The organism is Streptomyces sindenensis (genome assembly GCF_014649035.1).
GTDB lineage: Bacteria > Actinomycetota > Actinomycetes > Streptomycetales > Streptomycetaceae > Streptomyces > Streptomyces sindenensis.
The window spans coordinates 83,992-107,735 of record NZ_BMSG01000028.1; the positions used below are offsets into that span (position 1 = coordinate 83,992).

At 73.0% G+C, this 23,744-nt stretch carries 20 protein-coding genes; 5 read left to right on the forward strand and 15 right to left on the reverse strand.

Annotated elements, in window-relative coordinates:
* Window positions 1-56 precede the first annotated feature (56 nt).
* The 6 genes from IE145_RS25545 to pyrG all read right to left on the reverse strand — a co-directional run bounded on the left by IE145_RS25545 (window position 57) and on the right by pyrG (window position 8,113).
* On the reverse strand, window positions 57-614 hold the full coding sequence (locus tag IE145_RS25545; RefSeq protein WP_189527820.1) for a hypothetical protein: 558 nt from the start codon (window positions 612-614) through the stop codon (window positions 57-59).
* The gene (locus tag IE145_RS25550) at window positions 611-1,729 is read right to left on the reverse strand and encodes a ParA family protein (protein WP_010056937.1); all 1,119 of its coding nucleotides are present in this window, start codon (window positions 1,727-1,729) and stop codon (window positions 611-613) included. The genes IE145_RS25545 and IE145_RS25550 overlap by 4 nt, the downstream gene beginning before the upstream one ends.
* Before the next feature lie 368 nt (window positions 1,730-2,097).
* On the reverse strand, window positions 2,098-3,213 hold the full coding sequence (ald, locus tag IE145_RS25555) for an alanine dehydrogenase (protein ID WP_189527821.1): 1,116 nt from the start codon (window positions 3,211-3,213) through the stop codon (window positions 2,098-2,100).
* 143 nt (window positions 3,214-3,356) lie between these two features.
* Complete coding sequence (locus tag IE145_RS25560) at window positions 3,357-5,489, reverse strand: ATP-binding protein (RefSeq protein WP_189527805.1); 2,133 nt, start codon at window positions 5,487-5,489, stop codon at window positions 3,357-3,359.
* 185 nt (window positions 5,490-5,674) lie between these two features.
* Window positions 5,675-6,301 (reverse strand): NUDIX domain-containing protein, encoded by a 627-nt coding sequence (locus tag IE145_RS25565; protein WP_069740510.1) that lies wholly within the window; start codon window positions 6,299-6,301, stop codon window positions 5,675-5,677.
* Between the two features lie 144 nt (window positions 6,302-6,445).
* Window positions 6,446-8,113 (reverse strand): CTP synthase, encoded by a 1,668-nt coding sequence (gene pyrG, locus IE145_RS25570; protein ID WP_189527806.1) that lies wholly within the window; start codon window positions 8,111-8,113, stop codon window positions 6,446-6,448.
* A gap of 442 nt (window positions 8,114-8,555) precedes the next feature.
* On the opposite strand from pyrG, the gene IE145_RS25575 reads away from it, so the two are divergent.
* Window positions 8,556-10,358, forward strand: coding sequence for a glycoside hydrolase family 15 protein (locus IE145_RS25575; RefSeq protein ID WP_189527822.1), 1,803 nt, complete (start codon window positions 8,556-8,558; stop codon window positions 10,356-10,358).
* Between the two features lie 30 nt (window positions 10,359-10,388).
* Here the strand turns inward: IE145_RS25575 and IE145_RS25580 are convergent, their stop codons facing one another.
* Window positions 10,389-11,198, reverse strand: a complete 810-nt coding sequence (locus IE145_RS25580) for an aminotransferase class IV family protein (RefSeq protein ID WP_189527807.1) — start codon at window positions 11,196-11,198, stop codon at window positions 10,389-10,391.
* Between the two features lie 59 nt (window positions 11,199-11,257).
* On the opposite strand from IE145_RS25580, the gene IE145_RS25585 reads away from it, so the two are divergent.
* Together IE145_RS25585 and IE145_RS25590 are read left to right on the forward strand one after the other, a co-directional pair.
* Complete coding sequence (locus IE145_RS25585; protein WP_189527808.1) at window positions 11,258-11,602, forward strand: MerR family transcriptional regulator; 345 nt, start codon at window positions 11,258-11,260, stop codon at window positions 11,600-11,602.
* A 184-nt stretch (window positions 11,603-11,786) separates the two neighbouring features.
* The gene (locus IE145_RS25590; protein WP_189527809.1) at window positions 11,787-13,412 is read left to right on the forward strand and encodes a PucR family transcriptional regulator; all 1,626 of its coding nucleotides are present in this window, start codon (window positions 11,787-11,789) and stop codon (window positions 13,410-13,412) included.
* Window positions 13,413-13,462: 50 nt separating this feature from the next.
* On the opposite strand, the gene IE145_RS25595 is transcribed toward IE145_RS25590, so the two are convergent.
* The 5 genes from IE145_RS25595 to IE145_RS25615 all read right to left on the reverse strand — a co-directional run bounded on the left by IE145_RS25595 (window position 13,463) and on the right by IE145_RS25615 (window position 18,774).
* Window positions 13,463-14,560: a glycosyltransferase family 4 protein gene (locus tag IE145_RS25595; protein WP_189527810.1), complete on the reverse strand. Its 1,098-nt coding sequence runs from the start codon at window positions 14,558-14,560 to the stop codon at window positions 13,463-13,465.
* A 279-nt stretch (window positions 14,561-14,839) separates the two neighbouring features.
* Window positions 14,840-16,585, reverse strand: a complete 1,746-nt coding sequence (gene recN, locus IE145_RS25600) for a DNA repair protein RecN (RefSeq protein WP_189527811.1) — start codon at window positions 16,583-16,585, stop codon at window positions 14,840-14,842.
* A gap of 95 nt (window positions 16,586-16,680) precedes the next feature.
* Entirely contained in the window at window positions 16,681-17,586 is a 906-nt protein-coding gene (locus IE145_RS25605; protein ID WP_189527823.1) for an NAD kinase, read from the reverse strand.
* An 8-nt stretch (window positions 17,587-17,594) separates the two neighbouring features.
* On the reverse strand, window positions 17,595-18,410 hold the full coding sequence (locus IE145_RS25610) for a TlyA family RNA methyltransferase (RefSeq protein WP_189527812.1): 816 nt from the start codon (window positions 18,408-18,410) through the stop codon (window positions 17,595-17,597).
* A 7-nt stretch (window positions 18,411-18,417) separates the two neighbouring features.
* Entirely contained in the window at window positions 18,418-18,774 is a 357-nt protein-coding gene (locus IE145_RS25615) for a hypothetical protein (protein WP_189527813.1), read from the reverse strand.
* Between the two features lie 42 nt (window positions 18,775-18,816).
* On the opposite strand from IE145_RS25615, the gene IE145_RS25620 reads away from it, so the two are divergent.
* Window positions 18,817-19,164 carry an SCP2 sterol-binding domain-containing protein gene (locus IE145_RS25620; protein ID WP_189527814.1) on the forward strand — a complete coding sequence of 116 codons (348 nt, stop codon included), beginning with the start codon at window positions 18,817-18,819 and terminating at the stop codon, window positions 19,162-19,164.
* A gap of 118 nt (window positions 19,165-19,282) precedes the next feature.
* Here IE145_RS25620 and IE145_RS25625 read toward each other — a convergent pair whose 3' ends face one another.
* On the reverse strand, window positions 19,283-20,083 hold the full coding sequence (locus tag IE145_RS25625) for an ABC transporter ATP-binding protein (RefSeq protein ID WP_189527815.1): 801 nt from the start codon (window positions 20,081-20,083) through the stop codon (window positions 19,283-19,285).
* 160 nt (window positions 20,084-20,243) lie between these two features.
* Window positions 20,244-21,287, reverse strand: coding sequence for an HAD-IIA family hydrolase (locus IE145_RS25630; RefSeq protein WP_189527816.1), 1,044 nt, complete (start codon window positions 21,285-21,287; stop codon window positions 20,244-20,246).
* A gap of 72 nt (window positions 21,288-21,359) precedes the next feature.
* On the opposite strand from IE145_RS25630, the gene IE145_RS25635 reads away from it, so the two are divergent.
* Entirely contained in the window at window positions 21,360-22,640 is a 1,281-nt protein-coding gene (locus IE145_RS25635) for a DUF1015 family protein (RefSeq protein ID WP_189527817.1), read from the forward strand.
* 70 nt (window positions 22,641-22,710) lie between these two features.
* On the opposite strand, the gene IE145_RS25640 is transcribed toward IE145_RS25635, so the two are convergent.
* Entirely contained in the window at window positions 22,711-23,418 is a 708-nt protein-coding gene (locus IE145_RS25640) for a tetratricopeptide repeat protein (protein ID WP_189527824.1), read from the reverse strand.
* Window positions 23,419-23,744 lie beyond the last annotated feature (326 nt).

The window sequence follows — 23,744 nt, forward strand, 5'->3', positions numbered from 1 at the left end:
GGGCCCCGGTGGCGGGTGGGCGGGTCCTGCGGGGCAGGCTACCCGTGCCGTGCCGCTCAGCGGCCGCGCAGCCGCCGTACGAGGATGCTCGCGTCGCCCCGGGACTCCAGGTCGGCGAGGACCACCGCCACCGCCTCGCGGACGATCCGGCCCCGGTCGACGGCGAGGCCGTGTTCGCCGCGCAGGACGAGCCGGGCGTGTTCGAGGTCCATCAGCTCCTCGGCGGAGACGTAGACCGTGATCTTCTCGTCGTGGCGTTCCCGGCCGCTGGGGCGGCGGTTCGCGCCGCGGGCGCCGCCGCGTCGGCGCTGGGGCTGGACCGCGGGGGGCTGTTCGGCCGGGGCGGCGGGGCGCTCTCCGGCGGCCTTGGCGGACGGGGCCCGCTCGCCCTCGGCGCCACGGCCGCGCGAGTCGCCGCCGTCGGCGTCGGCCGCGGCGTGCTCCTCACGGCCGGCGGACGACGGGGTCTGGCCGGAGGGGTCGCTCTCCCCGGCGGGCGCGGGCACCCGCGGCTCGCCGTTCGCCTTGCGCCGCCGCTCCGCGGGGGAGGACGGCTGAAGGCCCATCCCGCCTCCGGTGGTACGGAACAGTTCGTCGGCCCCCGGCAGACTCACTCGGCGTGACACCGGGCGAGCACCTCCCTGGCGAGCTGGCGATAGGCGGCGGCGCCGACCGAGTTGGAGGCGTAGGTGGTGATGGGCTCACCGGCGACCGTGGTCTCCGGGAAGCGGACCGTGCGCCCGATGACCGTGTGGTAGACGTGCTCGTCGAAGGCCTCGACGACGCGCGCCAGGACCTCACGGCTGTGCACCGTGCGGGAGTCGTACATCGTGGCGAGGATGCCGTCGAGCTCCAGCTCCGGGTTGAGCCGCTCCTGGACCTTCTCGATGGTCTCGGTGAGCAGCGCCACCCCGCGCAGCGCGAAGAACTCGCACTCCAGCGGCACTATGACCTTGTGAGCGGCCGTCAGGGCGTTCACGGTGAGCAGGCCGAGGGAGGGCTGACAGTCGATCACGATGTAGTCGTAGTCGGCCATCAGCGGCTTCAGGGCGCGCTGGAGCGTGGACTCGCGGGCCACCTCGCTGACGAGCTGCACCTCGGCGGCGGAGAGGTCGATGTTGCTGGGCAGCAGGTCCATGTTGGGGACCGCCGTCTTGAGCAGGACGTCGTCGGCCGCCATGCCCCGCTCCATGAGCAGGTTGTAGACGGTGAGGTCCAGCTCCATCGGGTTGACCCCGAGGCCGACGGAGAGCGCGCCCTGCGGATCGAAGTCGACGAGCAGGACCCGGCGTCCGTACTCCGCGAGCGCGGCGCCCAGGTTGATGGTCGACGTGGTCTTGCCGACGCCGCCCTTCTGGTTGCACATCGCGATGATCTTCGCGGGGCCGTGGTCGGTCAGGGGACCCGGGATCGGGAAGTACGGCAGGGGCCGTCCGGTGGGGCCGATGCGCTCGCGGCGCTGACGCGCGGCGTCCGGCGCGAGGGTGGCCGCGTACTCCGGATCGGGTTCGTACTCGGCGTCGGGGTCGTAGAAGTGCCCCTCGGGCACCTCGGCGAAGTCGGCGAAGCGGTCGGTGTCCCGGCTGCTCTCGTTGCCGGCCGTGGCGTTCACGTGTGGGCCGTCCATCATCTGGGGGGCTGTCGTCATGTGCTGTTGGGTGGCGAAGGTGCGGACCGCGACGGAGCCGACAGCTTCGAGCCCGGTCGGGCTCAGACCCCGTACAGGCATCCCTGGTTGACCACCCCCAGGAGTAATTGTCGACTCATTCACAAGTCGTCTTACCTCCTTGGATGTGACCAGGAAACTTATCGATAGGTCAGCGTGGCACCATGCCGACGATTGGCGACTCTATGGCGTGTCACCGGTCCGCAGCAACACAATCCGCCGGACCCGGCCCGATGTGTCGGCAATCGAACGCCTCGCTGTCAAGGGTGCACAGCGACCAAGCCGCACATTTCACCGCTGCACGAAACGGGTAAAGGGCTACGTTCGGCGCGAGTCGCACAAGGGCCTCACCGGGCCCGATACGCGTCCGGCCGGACCTTGCGCGGCAAGGTCCGGCCGGACGTGCGATGTTGACGGAGGGGGTTGACCCGTCAGCCGAGGAGCGTGCTCAGCTCGACGTGCGGGAGGCCGTGCGCCTCGGCCACCTCGCGGTAAACCACCTGTCCCTCATGGGTGTTGAGGCCCTTGGCCAGCGCGGCGTCGCGACGCAGGGCGTCGGCCCAGCCGCGGTTGGCGAGCTCCACGATGTAGGGAAGAGTCGCGTTGGTGAGCGCGTAGGTGGAGGTGTTCGGGACCGCGCCGGGCATGTTGGCGACGCAGTAGAAGACCGAGTTGTGGACCGGGAAGGTCGGCTCGGCGTGGGTCGTCGGACGCGAGTCCTCGAAGCAGCCGCCCTGGTCGATTGCAATGTCGACAAGTACACTTCCGGGCTTCATCTTGGCGACGAGCTCGTTGGTGACCAGCTTCGGGGCCTTGGCTCCGGGGATCAGCACGGCGCCGATGACGAGGTCGGCCTCGACGACGGCCTTCTCCAGCTCGAAGGCGTTGGAGACGACGGTCTGCACCTTGGTGCCGAAGATCTTGTCGGCCTCGCGGAGCTTGTTGATGTCACGGTCGAGCAGCGTGACGTGGAAGCCGAGGCCCACGGCGATCTGGGTGGCGTTCCAGCCGGAGACACCGCCGCCGATGACGACGGCCTTGCCTGCGTGGGTGCCGGGGACGCCCCCGGGCAGCACACCGCGGCCGCCGGCCGAGCGCATCAGGTGGTACGCGCCGACCTGCGGGGCGAGGCGGCCCGCGACCTCGGACATCGGGGCCAGCAGCGGGAGCGCGCGGCCCGCGGTCTCGACCGTCTCGTAGGCGATGGCGGTGGTGCCGGAGGCCAGCAGCGCGTCGGTGCACTCACGGGAGGCGGCGAGGTGCAGGTAGGTGAAGAGCGTCTGGTCCTTGCGGAGGCGGTGGTACTCCTCGGCGACCGGCTCCTTGACCTTCAGCAGCAGGTCGGCGGCGGCCCAGACCTCGTCGGCGGTGGCCAGGATCCGGGCGCCGGCGGCGACGTACTCCGCGTCGGGGATGGACGAGCCGACACCGGCGTCGTGCTCGATGACGACCTGGTGGCCGTGGCGGACGAGCTCATGCACTCCGGCGGGGGTGATCGCCACCCGGAACTCGTTGTTCTTGACTTCGCGGGGGATGCCGACCTTCACGTCGATCACGGTCCTTGGCTCGGAGGGTCATCCGGGCACAGTGGTGCACACCCGGACATATACATCATAAATGGAGACGCCACGGAGGAACGCGGCAGAGCCAGTCTAATGAAGGACTTCGCGCTGTCTAGCCTTACAAAGCATTAATTTTCTGTCGAAGCACTGCGGATTTCGTAGGCTGAGGCCTCCTCGCCCAGCAATCTCTCGGCGGTGCCCCGATGCAACCGGGCCGCCGCGGGGTCCCCGAGCCGGTCGAGCGTGTCCGCCAACCGCAGCTGGAGCGCGGCCTGAAGCCGCACGTCACCGGCGCGCCGGGCCAGCTCGACGGCCTCCCGGCAGGTCTGGAGCGATTCGTGCGGCCGGCCCGCGTACTCCTGGACCCGCGCCGCCTCGCTGAGCGAGCGCGCCTGGGCCGCCGGGTCGCCGAGCCTGCGGTGGCCGGAGGCCGCGGCGCGCCAGTTCCGCAGGGCCTCGCCGTAGCGCCCGGCGTACGTGTGGACCGCCCCGAGCCGCCCGTAGAGCCGGGCCTCGTCCGCCCGCTCCCCCTGGGTGAGGCGCTGGGAGAGCGCCCGGCCGTACCAGTCGGCGGCCCGGTGGTAGTCCCCCAGCTCCTCGTACGCGCCGCCTACGGATTCCATCGCGCGGCCGGTGGCGTAGAGGTCCTTCGCGGCCTTTCCGGCGTCCAGCGCGGCCCGGTAGCGGGTCAGTGCCTCCCGGGTGCGGCCGGTGCGGACGTCCAGATCGGCGAGGTTCAGCAGGGCGGCTGCCTGTTCGCGGGGCAGCTGGCGGCGGCGTGCCACGTCCAGGACCAGACCGTGCAGCCCGTACAGCTCGGGGGCGGCCTCCTCGGTCCCCCGGTGCGCCGCCAGTGCCCGCACCAGCGCCGCGACCAGGCGGCGCGCCAGGGTGTCCAGCTCACCGTCGGCCACGGCGAGCCGGGCGGAGGCGAGCAGGGCGGGCTGGCGGACCCGCAGCCAGGCGCCCGCCTCCTCGGCGTTCGGGAAGCGCAGCGAACGGGGCAGTCCGGCGAGCTTGCCGTGGGCGGCCGACCCCTCGGGCTCGGTGATCGCACGGCAGGCCTGGAGCCGGCGCACGGTCCGCTCCAGCATCCGGGCGCGGGCCAGCTGGATCTCGGCCGGGCGGTCCCGGTCCTCCAGGAGCGCCCGCAGCATCGGGGCGAGGCAGCCGGGGACCGCGTACTGGGGGTGGGCCGCGCCGTCCGTCCGCAGCAGCCCGAGCTTCACAAAGTCGTCGAGGGTGGCGCGGGCGGCGGAGACCGAGCAGCCGGCCAGCGCGGAGGCGGTGTGGGCGTCGGCGAGCCCGGCGGGGGCGAGGGCCAGCAGGCGCAGTATCCGGGCGGCGGTCTGCGGCAGGGAGTCGTGGACGAGCCGGAAGGCGCGGGCCAGCGGGCGGGCGCCGACGGGCTGCTGTTCGTCGGGGTCGGGCAACTCGCGCAACTGCCCCGCGACATCGGCGACGGAGGCCATGGGGTGGGCGGCGAGCAGGCCGCCCATCAGGGCCAGCGCCGCGGGCTGTCCCCCGCACTCCTCGGCCAGCCGCTCCGCGGTGCGGGGGTCGACGGTGATGCGGACCTGGCCGATGGCGCGGGCCAGCAGCCGCACCGCCGCGCCCTTCTCCAGCCCGCCGAGGGTGCACGGCCGGACGTCGGGGATGCCCGTCAGCGGCCCGGTCGCGGTGGCGAGGACCAGGCAGTCGGGGTTGTCCGGGAGCAGCGGGTCGACCTGTTCGGCGTCGGCCGCGTCGTCGAGGACCAGGACGAGGCGGCGCCCGGCCAGGGCCTCGCGGACCATCTCGGACAGTTCGTCCTGGTCGGCGCCGGGCGGGACCGCGATCCCGAGGAGGCCGAGGATCTCGCCGGCGGTGCGTTCGGTGGGGACCCGCTCGCCGTCGGGGTCGGTGAGGCCGACCCGGAGCACCCCGTCGGGGTAGTCGCCGGAGCCCGTACCGGCGACGGCCCAGGGCAGGGCGCCCGTGGCGGACCGGGCGGCCCCGGCGACGTCGGTTCCGGTGAGCACCCCGGCCAGTTCCTCGGCGAGAGCGCTGCGGCCCGAGCCGGGGCGGCCCGCGATGAGCAGGACCCGGGCGCGGGGGGTCTTGCGGCCGGCCAGGGTGTCCAGGCCGGCGCGCACGATGTCCGCCCGGAGATCCTTCAACTCCCGTTCGCGGCCGAAGAATCGGGGTGGGGCGGCGCCGGACTGCTCCTCGGCCCCCGGGGCCTTCGCCGGGCCGCTGGTGTCCACCGCCTGATCGGTCACGAGCCACGCTCCACTTCGCTGCGCGCGATGCCCGCCGGAACTCCGGTCGGACGCGGTTCGAGCGTAGTTCAGCGGCGGGGACGATCACCGCGGAGCGAGGCGGGGCCGCCCCCGATATCCCCCGATCGGATCAGCTTTTCTTCATCTCGTACGACCGGGAGTGCCCGGGGGGGGCGGACGGACCGTCAGGCTTCGAAAGGCCGGGCCGGCCACGGTGCTTCGGCGGGGCGCAGCGAGTCGACGCCGTCGCCCGCACGGACGGCGGTGAGGGCGAGGACCCCGACGACGAGGCAGTTGTTGTGCAGGTCCCCCGCGACGACCGAGCGGACCAGCTCGTCCAGCGGCACCCGGGCCTGCTCCATGTCGGCTTCCTCCTCGGCGACCGCGTACCGCTCGCCCTCCGCCTCGGAGAGATCGCGGGCCAGGAAGATCCGCACGGCCTCGTCGCAGCCGCCGGGCGTGGTGTAGACGTCGGTCAGCACCCGCCAGTCCTCGGCCTTGACGTGCGCTTCCTCGTACAGCTCGCGCTGAGCGGCGTGCAGGGGGTTCTCGCCGGGGATGTCGAGCAGTCCGGCCGGGATCTCCCAGAGCCGGTGGCGTACCGGGTGGCGGTACTGGCGCAGCACGATGACCCGGTCCTCGTCGTCGATCGCGAGGACGGCGACGGAGCCCGGGTGGACCTGGTAGTCACGGCCGTGGACGGAACCGTCGGGCATCACCACCTGGTCGGTGCGGACGCTGGTCTTGTTGCCGGTGAAGGGGGTCACCGTCGCGGTGACCTGCCACTCCTCGGGCGTGTCCTGGATACCCATGTACCTACGTCCTCCCACGAACCAAAAGGAAACCGGGGTACGGATCCGCTGCGGATCCGTACCCCGGTCAACCGTAATGCCTCGGTGTCAGGGGGTGCCCTGCGGATCAGGGCGCGGACCCGGCCGGGATCCGCCGGACACCCCCTACGCGTCCGCGCCCTTCGCGGCGGCGACCTGGCGCGCGACGGCGGCCTTCACCAGCCCCGCGAAGAGCGGGTGCGGGCGGGTCGGGCGCGAGCGCAGCTCCGGGTGCGCCTGGGTGGCGACCAGGTAGGGGTGGACCTCGCGCGGGTACTCGACGTACTCGACGAGCTTGTTGTCCGGGGAGGTGCCGGAGAAGACCAGTCCGGCCTTCTTCTCCAGCTCGGCGCGGTAGCCGTTGTTGACCTCGTAGCGGTGGCGGTGGCGCTCCTCGACGTACGGCTCGTTCGCGTACGCCTCGCGCACCACGGAGCCCTCGGCGAGCTTGGCCGGGTAGAGGCCGAGCCGCATGGTGCCGCCGAGGTCGCCCGCGCCCTCGACGTACGCGAGCTGCTCCTCCATCGTCGAGATGACGGGGTGGGAGGTGGCGGCGTCGAACTCGGTGGAGTTGGCGTCGGGGATCTCGGCGAGGTTGCGCGCCGCCTCGATCACGATGCACTGGAGGCCGAGGCAGAGGCCGAGGAGGGGGACCTTGTTCTCGCGGGCGTAGCGGATGGCGCCGACCTTGCCGTCGACGCCGCGCTCGCCGAAGCCGCCCGGGATGAGGACCGCGTCCACGTCGCCGAGGTGCTCGGCCGCTCCGGCGGCGGTGCGGCAGTCGTCGGAGGTGACCCACTTGACCTTGACCCGGGCCTTGTTGGCGAAACCGCCGGCACGGATCGCCTCGGTGACCGAGAGGTAGGCGTCGGGCAGGTCGATGTACTTGCCGACCAGCGCGACGGTGACCTCGTGGTCGGGGTTGTGGACCCGGTCCAGCAGGTCGTCCCAGGTGGTCCAGTCGACGTCGCGGAAGGGCAGGTCGAGCTTGCGCACGACGTAGGCGTCCAGGCCCTCGGTGTGCAGCACCTTGGGGATGTCGTAGATCGACTTGGCGTCGATGGCGGCTACCACGGCGGCCTCGTCGACGTCGCACATCAGCGAGATCTTGCGCTTGATGGCGGTGGGGACCTCGCGGTCGGCGCGCAGCACGATGGCGTCCGGCTGGATGCCGATGTTGCGCAGGGCGGCGACCGAGTGCTGGGTGGGCTTGGTCTTCAGCTCGCCGGAGGGGCCGATGTAGGGCAGCAGCGAGATGTGCACGACGAAGACGTTGTCCCGGCCGACCTCGTGGCGGACCTGGCGGACGGTCTCCAGGAACGGCAGCGACTCGATGTCGCCGACCGTGCCGCCGACCTCGGTGATGACGACGTCCACGTCGTCGGTCGCCATGCGGCGGATGCGGTGCTTGATCTCGTTGGTGATGTGCGGGATGACCTGGACGGTGTCGCCCAGGTACTCGCCGCGCCGCTCCTTGGCGATGACCTGGGAGTAGACCTGGCCGGTCGTCACGTTGGCGGAGCCGTCGAGGTCGACGTCGAGGAAGCGCTCGTAGTGGCCGATGTCCAGGTCGGTCTCGGCGCCGTCGTTGGTGACGAACACCTCACCGTGCTGGAACGGGTTCATCGTGCCGGGGTCGACGTTGAGGTAGGGGTCGAGCTTCTGCATGGTGACCCGCAGGCCCCGTGCCTTGAGCAGGGCACCCAGGCTGGAGGCAGTCAGACCCTTGCCGAGGGAGGAGGCGACACCCCCGGTGACGAAGATGTGCTTGGTCGTCGTGGATGTGGGCTGCATAGCCAAAGGGGGCTCCCGTGGTCGCGATTCTGAGGTGCGTACGGCAGCCGAACCGGGGATTCCGGGGGTGCCGACGCTGCGGTTCGGGGGCCTCGTCCGCTGTCAGAGACGACCACCGTCCACGGGCTACCAGGGTAACAGCGACGGGGGGAGGCTGCTTCCGGCCACACCCTGCACAGAGGCGTCACAGCTTCACCGCAGTCATTTCACGTCCCACCCGATCAGCTCAGAGATCTTGCGGACACCGTCGCGCGGATCTTCATCGTGCGTCGTATCCTGCTCAAACACTCGCTGCCGAGACGGCCGGGGCGGCGGCACCACCCAGGCCGCCCACCGGTACAGGAACTCGTCGGATCTTCCCGGGTGAAAGACCCTACGACCCCCTTGACCCGCAGTAAGCGCCCTTTGACGGGGCGACATGGCCGTTCGACTGGAGACGCACGTGGCCGGGCGCATCGAGGATTACGCACTCATCGGAGACATGCAGACCGCCGCCCTGGTCTGCCGGGACGGCACAGCGGACTGGCTGTGCCTCCCCCGCTTCGACTCACACGCCGTCTTCGCGGGGCTGCTGGGCACCGAGGAGCACGGCTTCTGGCGCCTGGGCCCCGCGAGAGCGGAGGGGACGGAACCGGCCTTTGCCGACCGGCGGCGCTACCGCGGCGACTCCCTCATCCTGGAATCGGAGTGGGACACACCGCGCGGCACCGTACGGGTGACCGATTTCATGCCGCCGCGTGACGGCGCGCCCCAGCTCATCCGGATCGTGGAGGGTGTCAGCGGCCGGGTGCCGATGCGCTCGGAGCTGCGGATGCGGTTCAGCTACGGCCGGGTGACGCCGTGGGTGCACAAGGTCGACAACCGGACGGTCGCGGTCGCCGGCCCGGATTCGGTCTGGCTGGACACCGAAGCGGAAACGTATGGCCAGAATCTGACCACGTACTCCGACTTCACGGTGGGCCCCGGGGACCGGGTGGCGTTCACGATCAGCTGGCAGCCCTCGCACCACGAGCCGCCCGCCCTCCCCGAACCGGAGAACTCGCTGGAGGCGACGGAGAACTTCTGGCGCGAATGGGTCGAGCAGTGTACGTACCACGGGCCCTACCGGGAGGCGGTCGTCCGCTCCCTGATCACGCTCAAGGCCCTCACGTACGCGCCGACCGGTGGCATCGTCGCCGCGCCGACCACGTCGCTGCCCGAGGAGATCGGGGGCGTACGGAACTGGGACTACCGCTACACCTGGCTGCGGGACGCCGCGATCACCCTCTCCTCGCTGCTGCGCACCGGCTACCGGGAAGAGGCCCGGGCCTGGCGCGAGTGGCTGCTGCGGGCGGTGGCGGGCGACCCGGAGAACCTCCAGATCATGTACGGCATCGCCGGCGAGCGCGAGCTCGGCGAGGCGGAGCTGGACTGGCTGCCCGGTTACGAGAACTCCACCCCGGTCCGCGTCGGCAACGGCGCCGCCAACCAGCTCCAGCTGGATGTGTACGGCGAGGTCACCGAGGCGCTGCACCTGGCGCACATGACGGGCCTGACCCGCAACGACTACGCCATGGGGCTCCAGCTCAAGCTGATCGAGTATCTGGAGAAGCACTGGGAGGAGCCCGACGAGGGCATCTGGGAGGTGCGCGGGCCGCGCCGCCACTTCGTGCACTCGAAGGTGATGGCGTGGGTCGCGGTCGACCGGACGATCAAACTGGTCGAGTCCGGTGACGTGGAGGGCCCGCTGGAGCGGTGGTACGAGCTCCGCGACGACATCCACCGGGACGTCTGCGAGCGCGGCTACGACAAGGAGCGCAACACCTTCACCCAGTCCTACGGGTCGAAGGAGCTGGACGCCTCCCTGCTGCTCATCCCGCAGATGGGCTTCCTGCCGCCGGACGACAAACGGGTCATCGGCACGATCGAGGCGATCCAGCGGGAGCTGTCCACGGAGGACGGCTTCATCCTGCGCTACCCGACCGAGGGCGAGGACGCGGGCGTCGACGGTCTGGAGGGCGACGAGGGCGCGTTCCTCGCCTGCTCGTTCTGGATGGCGGACGACCTGGCGATGATCGGCCGGGTCGACGAGGCGCGCCAGCTCTTCGAGAAGCTGCTGTCGCTCCGCAACGATCTGGGCCTGCTGGCCGAGGAGTGGGACTCGAACCTCCAGCGCCAGGTGGGGAACTTCCCGCAGGCGTTCAGCCACGTCCCGCTGATCGACACGGCCCTGCGGCTGACGGCCAGCGGCGCGTACGTGGGCTGAGGCAGGTCACCGGACCGCCCGTCGCGCTCCTCACGGCGCGGCGGGCGGTTCGGCCGTGTACGCCCGGTGCAGGATCTCCAGGAACCGGGGCGCGGCGGGCAGTTCGGCGGAGCCGACGCGGTGGACGGGGATCCCCGGGGTCCAGGAGTTCATGACGGCCGCGCCCGCGAGGGCGGGCAGGTCGTCGGGGGTGACCGGGGCGACCCGCTGGCCGATGCCCAGCCGGTCCAGCTGTCGGCGGACGATGCCCAGGGTCGTACCGGTCAGGATCCGGGCCTCGGGCCACACCACCGCGTCCCCGTCCCAGAACACCAGGTTCCAGATGGTCGCCTCGCTGAAGCGGCCCTCCCGGTCCAGGAAGGCGGCGTCGTCGAAGCCGTCGGCGACGGCCTGCCGGAGCAGGTGCGTCTTGGCCACCTCGCCTACGTGCTTGATGTGCGGCAGGAACCGTTCGTGTTCCACCGCGGCCAGGGCGAGCGGACCGGCGGGCCCGGACGACGGCGGTCCGGTCCGCACCAGGAGTGCCGGGTCGCCGTCGGGCGCGGCGAACTCGCCGGCCGTGGAGGAGACCGTGGCGGTCAGCGAGAGGTCGGCGGCCGGGGCGGCGGCGAGGGCGGTACGGAGGTGGGCGCGGACCACGTCCTCGGGCAGGGCCCGGCCGAACAGCTCCACCGACGCGGACCGCAGCCGCTCCAGATGGAGGTCCAGCCCCCGGATCCGCCCGTCGCGGATCTGGGCGGCGGTGAAGTGGGCGTGGCCCGCGAAGGCGAGCGGGGCCAGGTCACCGGTGGTCGCCGGCCGGCCGTCGAGGTGCGCGATGTGCGGGGAATCTTCGTTCATGGCCGGGACGTTAGAGCTTGACACCGGTGTGAAGGTCAAGCGTCGAGGGCGGGGAATCCATGCTGATCGGGGAGTTGTCCCGGCGGACGGGCGTCAGCGCGCGGTCGTTGCGGTACTACGAGGCGCAGGGGCTGCTGGAGGCGCGGCGCGGGACGAACGGCTATCGCGCGTACGACGAGGAAGCGGTCGCCTCCGTACGGAAGATCCGGGCGCTGCTGCGGGCCGGGCTCTCCACCGAGGTGATCCGTCAGGTGCTGCCGTGTGCCCGGGGCGAGCAGGCGGGCTTCGACTGGTGTGCGGAGCTGCGGGCGATCCTGGACGGGGAGCTGGCGGACCTGGACGAGCAGATCGAGGCGCTGCGGCGGAGCCGGGGGGCGTTGGTGGGGTTGCTGGCCGAGCGGTGACGGGCGGTGGGCCGTCCGGGCCGTCCCTGACCACGGCGTCCGGGCCGTCCCTGACCACGGTGTCCGGGCCTCCCCTGCCATGCGCACCCCGGGCGGCGGGCGGTAGCGTCCTGAACAGGACAGTCCGGATCAGGACGACCGCCCGGGACGCGGGCAGGGCACCAGGGGAAAGCGGGCCGGGTACGTGGAGAGCCACAGCGGAATCACCGTGCAGCGGGCGCTGGAGCTGCCGGGGCTGCGCGCCGGGCTCCCGGAGGTGGTGGCCGGCGCCGACCGGCTGAACCGCACGGTGCGCTGGGTGCACGCGGGCGAGGTCCCGAACATCGCCTCGCTCCTCAAGGGCGGCGAGCTGCTCCTGACGACCGGGCTCGGCCTGGGCGCCCGCCCCGCCGAACAGCGCGCCTTCGTCCGCCGCCTCGCCGACCGGGGCATCGCCGCCCTGGTGGTGGAGCTGGGCCCGCGCTTCGGCCGGCTGCCCGCCTCCATCGTGGACGCCGCCCGCGCGGCCGGTCTTCCGCTGGTCCAGCTGCACCGCGAGGTGCCGTTCGTGGCGGTGACCGAGGAGGTGCACACCGAGATCGTCAACGGGCACTACGCGCTGCTCCAGCAGGCGGAGGAGGTGCACCGGCGCGCCACCCGGGCGCTGCTCGACGGGGGCGGGGTGCCGCAGGTTCTCGGGATCCTCGCCGACTTCACCGCCAACCCGGTCTTCCTGGAGACGCCCGACGGCCAGCTCCTGTACGCGGCGTCCACGGGGACCGGCCCGGTGGGGGCGGATCCGCTCCAGGTCTGGGAGGGCATGCGCGGCGACCGGGCGGCCCGGGAGTCCCCGCCGACCGGTGCGCTGCTGGTGGACGTGCCCGGCGGCGGGCCCGAGACCGGTTCGGTGCGGGCGCGGCTGGTGCTGCTCGCGGTGGCCGGGCCGTTGGCGACCGTGCACCGGATGGCGGCGGAGCGCGCGGCGGGCCTCCTGGCGGTCGTGCTGATGCAGGCCCGGCAGGAGGAGGAGCTGGCCGCCCGGGGCCGGGGCGACTTCCTGACCGACCTGGCGGAGGGCCGGATCGCCCCGGAGGACGCCCCCGGCCAGGCCCGGGTGCTCGGTTTCCGCCCCGGTGACACCCCGCTGCTGCCGGTGGTGATGCGGCTGGCCCCCGAGCTCTCCCCGTCGGGCAACTGGGCGCTGCTGGCCCGTGCGGTCCTGGAGGAGCTGGCCTCGGTCGGGGTGCCGGTGCTGCTCGGTGTACGGCCTGTGGAGGGGCGGGTTCCGCTGCTGCTGGGGCTGCGTTCGGAGGGCGAGCGCACGGCGGTCGCGGACCGGGTGGCGGCGGCGCTGCGGGCGGGTGTGGAGCGGGCCGGACTCGACCGGGCCGGATCGCAGCCGCCGGTGGTCGTGGTCGGCGTCGCGGGCGGCTGGGCGGCGGCGGGGGCCGGGCTGCGCCACGCGTCGGAGACATCGACGGCCGCGCAGGGCCTGGACGACCGGCCCTGGTACGACGCCCGGCGGCTCGACATCGATCTGCTGCTGTGGCGGCTGCGGGACCATCCGGACCTGGCGGCGTTCGTGAACCGGGCGATCGGTCCGCTGCGCGAGCACGACCGCACCTCGCGCCCGCCGCTGCTGCCGACGCTCCAGGCCTATCTGGCGCACGCGGGCCGCAAGGCGGAGACCGCCCGCGAGCTGCACCTCAACCGCCAGACCCTCTACAACCGGCTCGCCCGGATCGGCGAGCTGCTGGGCACGGACCTGGACGATCCGCAGACGGTGCTGGCGCTGAGCCTGGCGCTGCGGGCCCGCCGCCACACGACCTGACCGGCCGGGGTACGCGACGGCTCGGTGCCCGCCCTGGGGGGGCACCGGGCTCAGCGGCCGCGCCCCGTCGCCAGCGGCTGGGCCAGCTCGTCGTACACGCTGAGCACATGCGCGATCGTGTCGTCCTCGGTGGGCCAGCCCGCCGCCTGCACCCGTCCGGCCTCGGCGAGCCGGGCCCGCGCCGCCGGGTCCCCGAGCAGCCTCACGACCGTACGGGCGAGGGCCTCGGCGTTGCCGTACGGCACCAACTCAGCCGCTTCGCCGACCAGTTCGGGCACACCACCGACCGCGGTGGCCACCAGCGGCACCCCGGACCGCAGCGCCTCCTGCGCCAGCAGGGAGCGGCCCTCCCAGCGGCTCGGCAGCAGGGCCAGATCGGCGGCGGCGACCAACTCGCCCACGCCGTCCCGGGCCCCGATGAGGGAGACGGGCAGCTCCTCGTCCCTGATCCGTCGTTGCAGGGTGTCCCGGTCGCGCCCCTCCCCCGCGATGACGAGCAGCGGAACGGGGTCCAGCCGCCGCCAGGCGCGGGCCGCGTCCAGCAGGGTGCCGAAGCCGTGATGCGGTACGAGACTGCCGACGGCCATCAGCAACGGCCGCTCCACCGCCCCCAGTTCGGCTCGCACCTTGCCGACGTCGACGGCTCCGTCCGGGTCCGCGGCCGGGGCGGCCGTGGGGGCGAGCCGAGCATCGCGGGCACCCCGTTCCCGGGCCCGGTCCACCAGGTCGGAGGAGGGGGCGAGGACCACGGCCGCCGCGCGTGCGGCGCGCCGTTCCAGCAGGTGCAGGATCTGGCGGCGGGCGCCCTCCGCGTACCGCCGGGTGTGCCAGGTCGTCACCAGGGGCACGGTGCGTCCGCTCAGCGCGAGGGCGGTGCGGGCGGCGGCGTGGAGTCCGTGGGCGTGGACGACGTCCGCGCCCGTGCAGGCGGCCCGCAACGCGGCGACGGCGGCCGGGTCGCTGCGCCGGGGCACCGGAAGGAAACGGGCTCCGGTCGCCGTGAAGTCGTAGGCGCGGTCCACGGCGGCCGGCGCGCAGACGGTCACCTGCACCCCGCGCGCCACCAGCCCGGCGGCCAGCGAACCGACGTGCGCGCTGCTGCCCGCACTGCCGCCGCCCAGGACTTGGACCGTACGCAGCTGTGACACGTTGATTGGCTCCCCGGGGCTCCGGAGTCGGCGGAACAAGGACAGCGCCAAGGATGCCAGCCCGTACGCGCGTTCCGGCACCGCCGTAACGTTGCTGCCGCGCCCACGGCGACAACCGACCACACCGCATCACCCTCACGGGTGAATTGCGGCTGAACAGGGAGACGCGGAGTCACCGTCATCGGTGGTGGGAGGGGAACGGGTCCGGGCGCGGGCACCCCACCCGGACCCGCCCGGGAGCGGAGCGCGCCGCGCGGGACGGCACGGCGCGCCCGCCCCTCACCCGTCGGCGCGCGCCGTGGCGAGCAGCTCCTCGGCGTGGGCGCGGGCCGTCTCGGAGTCCTCCTGGCCCGCCAGCATCCGGGACAGCTCCCGGACCCGGTCCTCGCCCTCCAGGACCGTGACGCCGCTTCGGGTCACCGAACCGTCCACGGTCTTCTCGACCAGCAACTGCCGGTCCGCGAAGGCCGCCACCTGCGGCAGGTGCGTGACGACGACCACCTGGGCGGACCTGGCGAGCTTGGCGAGCCGGCGGCCGACCTCGACCGCCGCCTTGCCGCCGACGCCCGCGTCGACCTCGTCGAAGAGATACGTCGGTACGGGGTCGGAGCCCGCGAAGACGACCTCGACCGCGAGCATCACCCGGGACAGCTCACCGCCCGACGCGCCCTTGGCGATCGGCCGGGGCTGCGCGCCCGGGTGCGGGGCGAGGAGCAGTTCCACCTCGTCGGCGCCCGAAGGGCCGTAGAGGACACTCCGCCCGCCGATGTCGATGCCGGACGCCTCGTCGGCCGCCTCGGTCTGCCGGATCGCGAAGGAGACCCGGGCGTGCGGCATGGCGAGCGAGGCCAGCTCCTCGGTGACCGCCTCGGCGAACCGGGCGGCGGCCTCCGTACGCGCGTCGGTCAAGGCCTGCCCGAGCACGGAGAGTTCGGCCCGCAGAGCGTCGCGTTCGGCGGTCAGCTCGCCGATCCGCTCGTCGTCGCCCTCCAGCTCGGTGAGCCGGCCGGCGCCCTCCTGGGCCCAGGCCAGCACGGTCGCGATGTCCTCGCCGTACTTACGGGTCAGGGCGGTCAGCGCGGCCCGGCGCTCCTCCACGGCGGCCAGCCGCAGCGGATCGGCGTCGAGCTGGTCGGCGTACCCGGCCAGCTCACCGGAGACGTCGGCGAGCAGGATGGAGATCTCCCCCACCCGGTCCGCCAGCGCGGCCAGCGCCGGATCGTGCGCCCGGACCCCGTCCAGGGCCTGCCCGGCGGCGGCGACCACCGTGGTGGCGTCCACGCTCTCCGGGTCCTCCGGGTTCCCCGCCAGCGCGGTGTGCGCGAGGGCGGCGGCGGAGGCGAGGGCCTCCGCGTGCCCGAGCCGCTCCGCCTCGGCGGCCAGCTCGACGTCCTCCCCCGGCAACGGCTCGACGGCGGCGACCTCGTTCAGCCCGAACCGCAGCAGATCCGCCTCCTGGGCCCGCTCCCGGGCCCGGGTGGTCAGCTCTTCCAGCTCCGTGGCGACAGCGCGCAGCCGCCGGTAGGCAGCCGCGTACTTGGCGTGCGGGACCTCCACCCCGTCCCCGGCGTACCGGTCCAGAGCCCCTCGCTGCCGGGCGGGCTTGAGCAGGCCCTGCTGGTCGGTCTGGCCGTGCACGGCGACGAGTTCGTCCGCCAGCTCGGTGAGGACCCCCACCGGCACGGATCTGCCGCCGAGGTGGGCCCGTGAGCGCCCTTCGGCCGAAACCGTACGGCTGATGAGCAGCGCGCCGTCGTCGAGTTCCGCCCCGGCCTCCTCGGCCCGCAGCGCCGCCGCGTCGCCCTCGGACACGGTGATCCGGCCCTCGACGACCGCGGCCTTGGCCCCGACCCGTACGAGAGCGGGGTCCGCGCGCCCGCCGAGCAGCAGCCCGAGGCTCGTGACGACCATGGTCTTGCCCGCGCCGGTCTCGCCCGTGACCGCGGTGAAACCGGGTGACAGCTCCACCACCGCGTCGTCGATGACTCCGAGCGACCGTATCCGCATCTCCTCCAACACGGACATGACCTTACGAGGTCCCGGGCCGGACGCGCGACGGCCCCCGCTCCCGGATTCACTCTCCCGGGTAGGACGGGGGCCACGCGCGCTCCCGGTGACTGTCAGTGGGGCGCGCCCCGCCACCCCGAGACGGGCAGCGCGAACTTCGCCACCAGACGGTCGGTGAACGACGCCTGGTGCAGCCGCGCCAGCCGTACGGGCACCGCGCCGCGCCGCACCTCGACCCGGGCGCCGGCGGGCAGCTCCACGGTCCGCCGGCCGTCGCACCACAGCACCCCGTGCGGGGTGTGCGGCTGGACCTCGACCGCGAGCACCGACGTGGGTGAGGTCACCAGCGGCTTGGCGAACAGCGCGTGGGCGCTGATGGGGACCATCAGCAGCGCCTCGACCTCGGGCCAGACGACGGGCCCGCCCGCCGAGAAGGCGTACGCCGTCGAACCGGTCGGGGTCGCGCAGACGATCCCGTCGCAGCCGAAGCCGGTGACGGGACGGCCGTCGATCTCCAGGACCACTTCGAGCATCCGCTCGGGCGACACCTTCTGCACGGCCGCCTCGTTGAGCGCCCAGTCGCTGTGCACGACGTCGCCGTTGCTGTGCACGAGGACGTCGATCGTCATGCGCTCCTCGACCTCGTAGTCGCGGGTGACGACCCGGGAGACCACCTTGTCGAGGTCGTCACGCTCGGCCTCGGCGAGGAAGCCGACGCGTCCGAGGTTGACGCCGAGCATCGGCACCCCGGAGGCGCGGGAGAACTCCGCGCCGCGCAGCAGCGTGCCGTCGCCGCCGAGGACGATCAGCAGTTCGCAGCCGTCGACCGCGGAGGGGCTGGTGTCGGTGACGGTCTCCACGGTGTCCGGCAGCGGCAGATCGGCCGCCTCGGCCGCCGAGACCCGCACGCCGAGCCCGTTGCGCAGCAACCCCTGGACGACGAGCTCCGCGCTGCGGATCGCGGCCGGGCGGCCGGTGTGCGCCAGAAGGAAGACAGTTCGTGCCGTATCGGTCGTCACATTCGTCGTCAACGGGGCCCCTCCGCCACTGCACGGTCGACATCCGCGGGATCCAGCTCGGGTGCGCCGGCCCGCAGCCACAGAAAGTACTCGACGTTGCCCGAGGGCCCGGGCAGCGGACTGGCCGTCACCCCGCGCACGCCGAGCCCGAGCTCCCCGGCCCGCCGCGCCACCTCCCGTACGGCTTCGGCGCGCAGCTCCGGGCTCCGCACCACGCCGCCGCTGCCGAGCCGCTCCTTGCCCACCTCGAACTGCGGCTTGACCATGAGGACCAGGTCCGCGTCGGGGGCGGCGCAGCGGGCGAGCGCGGGCAGCACGAGGCCCAGCGGAATGAAGGACAGATCCCCCACCACCAGGTCGACCATCTCCCCGTCGATGTCCTCCAGAGTCAACTCCCGTACGTTGGTACGGTCCTTGACGACGACCCGTTCATCGGACCGCAGCGACCAGGCGAGCTGCCCGTAGCCGACGTCCACGGCGACGACTTGCCGGGCCCCGGCCCGCAGCAGCACATCGGTGAATCCGCCGGTCGACGCCCCGGCGTCCAGCGCCCGCCGTCCTTCCACCGCCAGCCCGAGCGGGACGAAGGCGGCGAGCGCCCCGGCCAGCTTGTGCCCGCCGCGCGAGACGTAGTCCGGATCGTCGTCGTCCTTCGTGACGACGATCGCGGCGGCCGTCTCGACCTGGGTGGCGGGTTTGGTCGCGGTGGTCCGGCCGACGGTGACGCGCCCCGCGGCGATCAGCTGGCTCGCGTGCTCGCGCGAGCGGGCGAGCTTGCGGCGTACCAGCTCGGCGTCGAGGCGGCGACGTGCCACTCCTGCCACGTTCGGTTCAGCTCCTGTGGTCGTGCGTGTTGTCGTACGCGGATGGGGTTCCGGGTGCGGCCGCGCTCCCGGGCGGCCCGGGTACAGCGGCCGGACGGGCGTCCAGCGAGGTCAGCTCGGCCCGCAGCCCACGGTGTACATCCTCGTACACCTCGATGTGCCCGTCCGCCGGGAGGTGGTCGGCGTCGGCGAGACGCTCCAGCCGGGCGTCCACGGCCGCGTGGCCGGTGGGGGTGCGCACGACCCCGAGGGGCGCGGGCCCGGCGGGCTCGAAGGAGGGCGCCGCGGCGGCCGGCTCCCCGTCCACCGGCTCGTCGGGCGTGCTCACGGGCGGTGTCCCCGCCTCCGGCGTCCAGTCGCTCATGCCGAAACGCTACCGCGACCGGCCGGTGTAGCGTCGAGCACGATGGCGACCATGGCGGAGTGCCGCAGCGCACTCGACACACTCTCCGACAACCTCGCAGCCGCCGAGGGCGACGTGCGCAGCGCGGCTGCTCTCGACCGCTCCCTGAGCTGCCACATCAAGGACCTCGACATCACGTTCACCGGCCGGCTGGCCGATGGCCGGATCCGGGTGGCGGACACGGTGGAGGGACCGCCCAGGGAGAAGGCCGAGATCAGACTCGCGATGACGAGCGACGACCTGGTGGCCCTGGTGGACGGCGACCTGAACTTCGCGAAGGCATGGGCATCGGGCCGCGTACGCCTGGAGGCGGGCTTCAGAGACCTGCTGAAACTGAAGTCACTGCTGTAGGGAATCGAGCCCGTCCGGGCGGGCCGTTCAAGCCCGTCCGGGCACCGAATCCAGCCCGTCCGGCGGTTGAGGACAGCGCGTCCACCGGCGCACGCCCGGCTCCACGCTCACCGAGCCCTCAGGCGGCAACCTTCCGCGCCTTGCGCGCGGCCGGCACGACCAGCGGCGTCCCCGTCTCCGGATCGTCGATCACCTGGCACCGCATCCCGAAGACCCGCTCCACCAGCTCCGCGTCGACGACGTCCGAAGGCGCCCCCTCCGCGACGATCGCCCCGTCCCGCATCGCGATGAGATGCGTGGCGTACCGCGCGGCGTGGTTCAGATCGTGGAGCACGGCGACCAGGGTGCGTCCCTGCGTCTCGTGCAGCTCGGCACAGAGGTCCAGCACGTCGATCTGATGCTGGATGTCGAGGTACGTCGTCGGCTCGTCGAGCAGCAGCAGCGGGGTCTGCTGGGCCAGCGCCATGGCGATCCAGACCCGCTGGCGCTGACCGCCGGACAGCTCGTCGACATAGCGTTCGGCGAGCTCGGCGACGCCGGTGGACTCCATGGACTCGTCGACCACCCGCTCGTCCTCCGGCGACCACTGCCGCAGCAGCCCCTGGTGGGGGTAGCGGCCGCGGGCGACGAGGTCGGCGACGGTGATTCCGTCGGGGGCCGTGGAGGACTGCGGCAGCAGCCCCAGCGTCCGGGCGACCTTCTTCGCGGGCAGCTGGTGGATGGCCTGGCCATCCAGCAGCACCTGCCCCCGGCTCGGCTTCAGCATCCGGGCCAGGGCCCGCAGCAGGGTCGACTTGCCGCAGGCGTTGGGCCCGACGATCACGGTGAAGGAGTTGTCGGGGATCTCGACCGAGAGGTCCTCGGTGATGACCCGCTGGTCGTAGCCGAGGGTCACCGATTCCGCGGTGAGGCGCTGCATGGTCGTACTCCCGGAGTCGGTGAGGTGAAGCGGTACGGCGCGGGGCGCGGGCGGACCACCGAGCAGCACCAGGTTAGGTTAACCTATCCTCCACTTCCCGCCCCGGGTCCCGGCGGCCGTCCCACACGCTCAACGCCCTGACGGACAAGGGGCGTCCGGTTCAGAGCTGGAGCCCGGCGACGGCTTTCCCCGCATCCAGTCCGCACGCACCCGCACCGGCGAAGGCCCAGGCCGCCGCGCAGAGCGCCCGCAGCCCGTCGAGCGCGTCGCCTTCCCCGTCCAGGGCCAGGGCATCCCCGCGCACGGAGGCCTCCCAGCCCCCGCAGCGGTACGCCTCGCCGTCCCGTGCCACCTCGGGCTGCCCGGTCAGCAGCCCGCGCAGGTCCCGGTCCACATAGGTCGGCCGGTGCTCCGGCGGGGCGGCGATGAGCTGGGCCGCGTCGGTCACCCCGGTCAGGACCAGCAGGGAGTCCACGCCCCCGTTGAACGCCCCCTCGATGTCCGTGTCCAGCCGGTCCCCGACGACGATCGGCCGCTTCGCCCCGGTCCGCAGCACGGTCTCGCGGTGCATCGGCGGCAGCGGCTTCCCCGCGACCTGCGGCTCGGCCCCGGTGGCGATCCGTACGACCTCGACCGCGGCCCCGTTGCCGGGTGCGATGCCCCGGGCGCTCGGGATGGTCAGGTCGGTGTTGGACGCGAACCACGGCAGCCCGCGCCGGATCGCGTAACTCGCCTCGGCGAACCGCCCCCACGTCATGTCCGGCCCTCCGTACCCCTGGACCACGGCGGCCGGGTCGTCGTCCGCCGACTCCACCGGCTTGAGACCGCGCTCCCGCAACGCGACCCGCAGCCCCTCGCCACCGATCGCCAGCACCCGGGCCCCGGGCGGCAGTTGGTCGGCGACCAGCCGGGCGACGGCCTGGGCGGAGGTGATCACATCGGAGGGTTCGGCGGGCACACCCAGTTCCGTCAGGTGCTCCGCCACCGCGTCCGGCGTCCGCAGGGCGTTGTTGGTGACGTACGCGAGGTGCATGCCCCCGGCCCGTGCGGCGGCCAGCGACTCCACGGCGTGCACGATGGCCTCGCCGCCCGCGTACACCACCCCGTCGAGGTCCAGGAGAGCCGTGTCGTACGCCTCGCTCAGCGCCGTGGCACTCCCCGACGGACTCCCCGACGGCCGAACACCGTCCTGCTGGTGGCTCATATGCGTCGCTCCTCTTCCCTCTGCGTCTGCCCCGATCATCGCGTATGCCCCAGGCACACATACGATGCCCTGATGAACACTTCAGGTCCCGTCGACCAGGGGCTGCGGCTGATCCCGTTCCGCGGACTGCGTTACGTCCCCGAGCGGGTCGGCAGCCTTGCCGCCGTGACCTCGCCGCCGTACGACGTGGTCGTCCGGCCGGACGGGCTGCACCACCTGGAGTCCGCGGATCCGCACAACATCGTGCGCCTCATCCTCCCCCAGGCCGACACGGCCCGGGACCGGCACCGGCAGGCGGCCGACACGCTGGACCGCTGGCTGGCCGAGGGGGTCATCGCCCCGGACCCTGACCCGGTGCTGTACGTCTACGAGCAGCGCAACGACGAGATCCTCCAGCGGGGCCTGATCGGCGCGCTGGCGCTCTCCCCCGCCTCCGCGGGCATCGTGCTGCCCCACGAGGACGTCATGGACGACGTCGTAGCGGACCGCGCGGAGCTGATGCGTACGACGGGGGCCCATCTGGAGCCGCTGCTGCTGACGTACCGCGGCGACGAGGGTACGCCGACGGGTGCGGCCGCGGTCATCGACCGCACGGTCCTGCGGGAACCGCTGCTCGCCACGACGACGGAGGACGGCTTCCGGCACCGGCTGTGGGCGGTGACGGACCCGGCGGACCGGAGCGAGATCGAGACAGACCTCGCCCGATACCAGGCGCTCATCGCGGACGGCCACCACCGCTGGGCCACCTACCTCCGGCTCCAGCGGGAACAGACCGCTCCGGGCCCCTGGGACCACGGCCTGGTCCTCCTCGTCGACACGGCCCGCCATCCGCTCCAGGTCCGCGCCATCCACCGGCTCCTGCGCAATCTGCCGGTCTCCCGGGCCCTGGAAGCGCTGACCGGCCACTTCCGCGTCCAGCAGGTCGAGGGGCCGCTCCCCCGGGCCCTGGGCGTCCTGGCCGAAGCGGCGGCCGCCGGCAACGCGTTCCTCCTCGCCGGCGACGGCGGCTTCCACCTGGTGGACCACCCCGACGCGGCCCTGCTGGCCCGCACGGTCCGGGCGGACCGCCCCGAGGCCTGGCGCACCCTGGACGCGACGGTCCTGCACTCCGCGCTGCTCGACGAGGTGTGGCGGACCCCCGACGCGCCCGAGCACATCGGCTACATCCACGACACCGCGGCAGCCGTCGAACAGGCGGAACGTCTCGACGCCACGGCGGTCCTGATGCATCCCGTACGCGAAGAGGTCGTCCGGGACCTGGCCCGGCAGGGCGTGACGATGCCCCGCAAGTCGACGTCGTTCGGCCCGAAGCCGGCCACGGGCCTGGTCATGCGGAGCCTCGCCCTCGACTGACCACCCGCTGACGAACGAGAGGAAGGGGCGGCACTCCGGTCGGAGTGCCGCCCCTTCCTCCCATCAGCGATCAGGCCTTGGCGGAACCGTCCTCGGGGCCGTCCTCCGGACCGTCCTCGGCACGAGGCGCGGTCTCGTCGGCCGCGTCCGCCTCGTCGTCGTCGAGGACGTCGACGAACTCCACGCCGTCCAGCTCGGCGAGCCGGTCCGACGCGTCCGTGGAACCGTCCTTGTCGGCCTCCAGCGCCTTCCCGAACCACTCCCGGGCCTCGTCCTCGCGCCCGGCCTCCAGCAGGGCGTCCGCGTACGCGTACCGCAGACGCGGGGTCCACGGCTGCACGGAGCTGGACGCCAGCTCGGGGCTCTGGAGCGTCACGATGGCGGCGTCGATCTGGCCCATGTCCCGGCGGGCGCCGGCGGCCACGAGCCGCATCTCGACCTGCCCGGCCTTGTCCAGCTTCTGCACCTCGGGCTCACCGGCCATGGCCATCGCCCGCTCGGGCCGCCCGAGCCCGCGCTCGCAGTCCGCCATGACGGGCCACAGCTCGACGGACCCGGTCATCCGCCGGGCCGCCCGGAACTCGGCGAGCGCCTCGGCGTACTTCTGCGTCGCGTACGCCGCGAACCCGGCCGCCTCACGGACGGCGGCGACGCGGGACGCGAGCCGGAGAGCGATACGGGAGTAGGCGTACGCCTGCTCGGGGTCCTCGTCGATCAGCCGGGCCACCATGACGAGGTTGCGCGCGACATCCTCGGCAAGGGTCTTCGGCAGGCTCATGAGCTCCTGGCGTACGTCCTTGTCGATCTCGTCGCCCGTGACGTCGTCCGGGATAGGCAGCCGCTTGATCGGCTCCCGGTCGCGGTCACGGTCGTCGCGCCCCCGGAAACCGCCACGGTCCCGGTCGTCGCGCTCGCCGCCTCGGTATCCACCCCGGTCGTCGCGGCGGAAGCCACCACCGCGGTTGTCGTCACGCCGGAAGCCACCACCACGGCTGTCATCGCGACGGAAGCCACCACCGGAACCGCCCCGGTCCCTTGTGTCGCGGTCGCGGTCGTCGCGGCGGTAGCCGCCGCCGGAGGGCCGGTCGTCGTCACGGCGGGGAC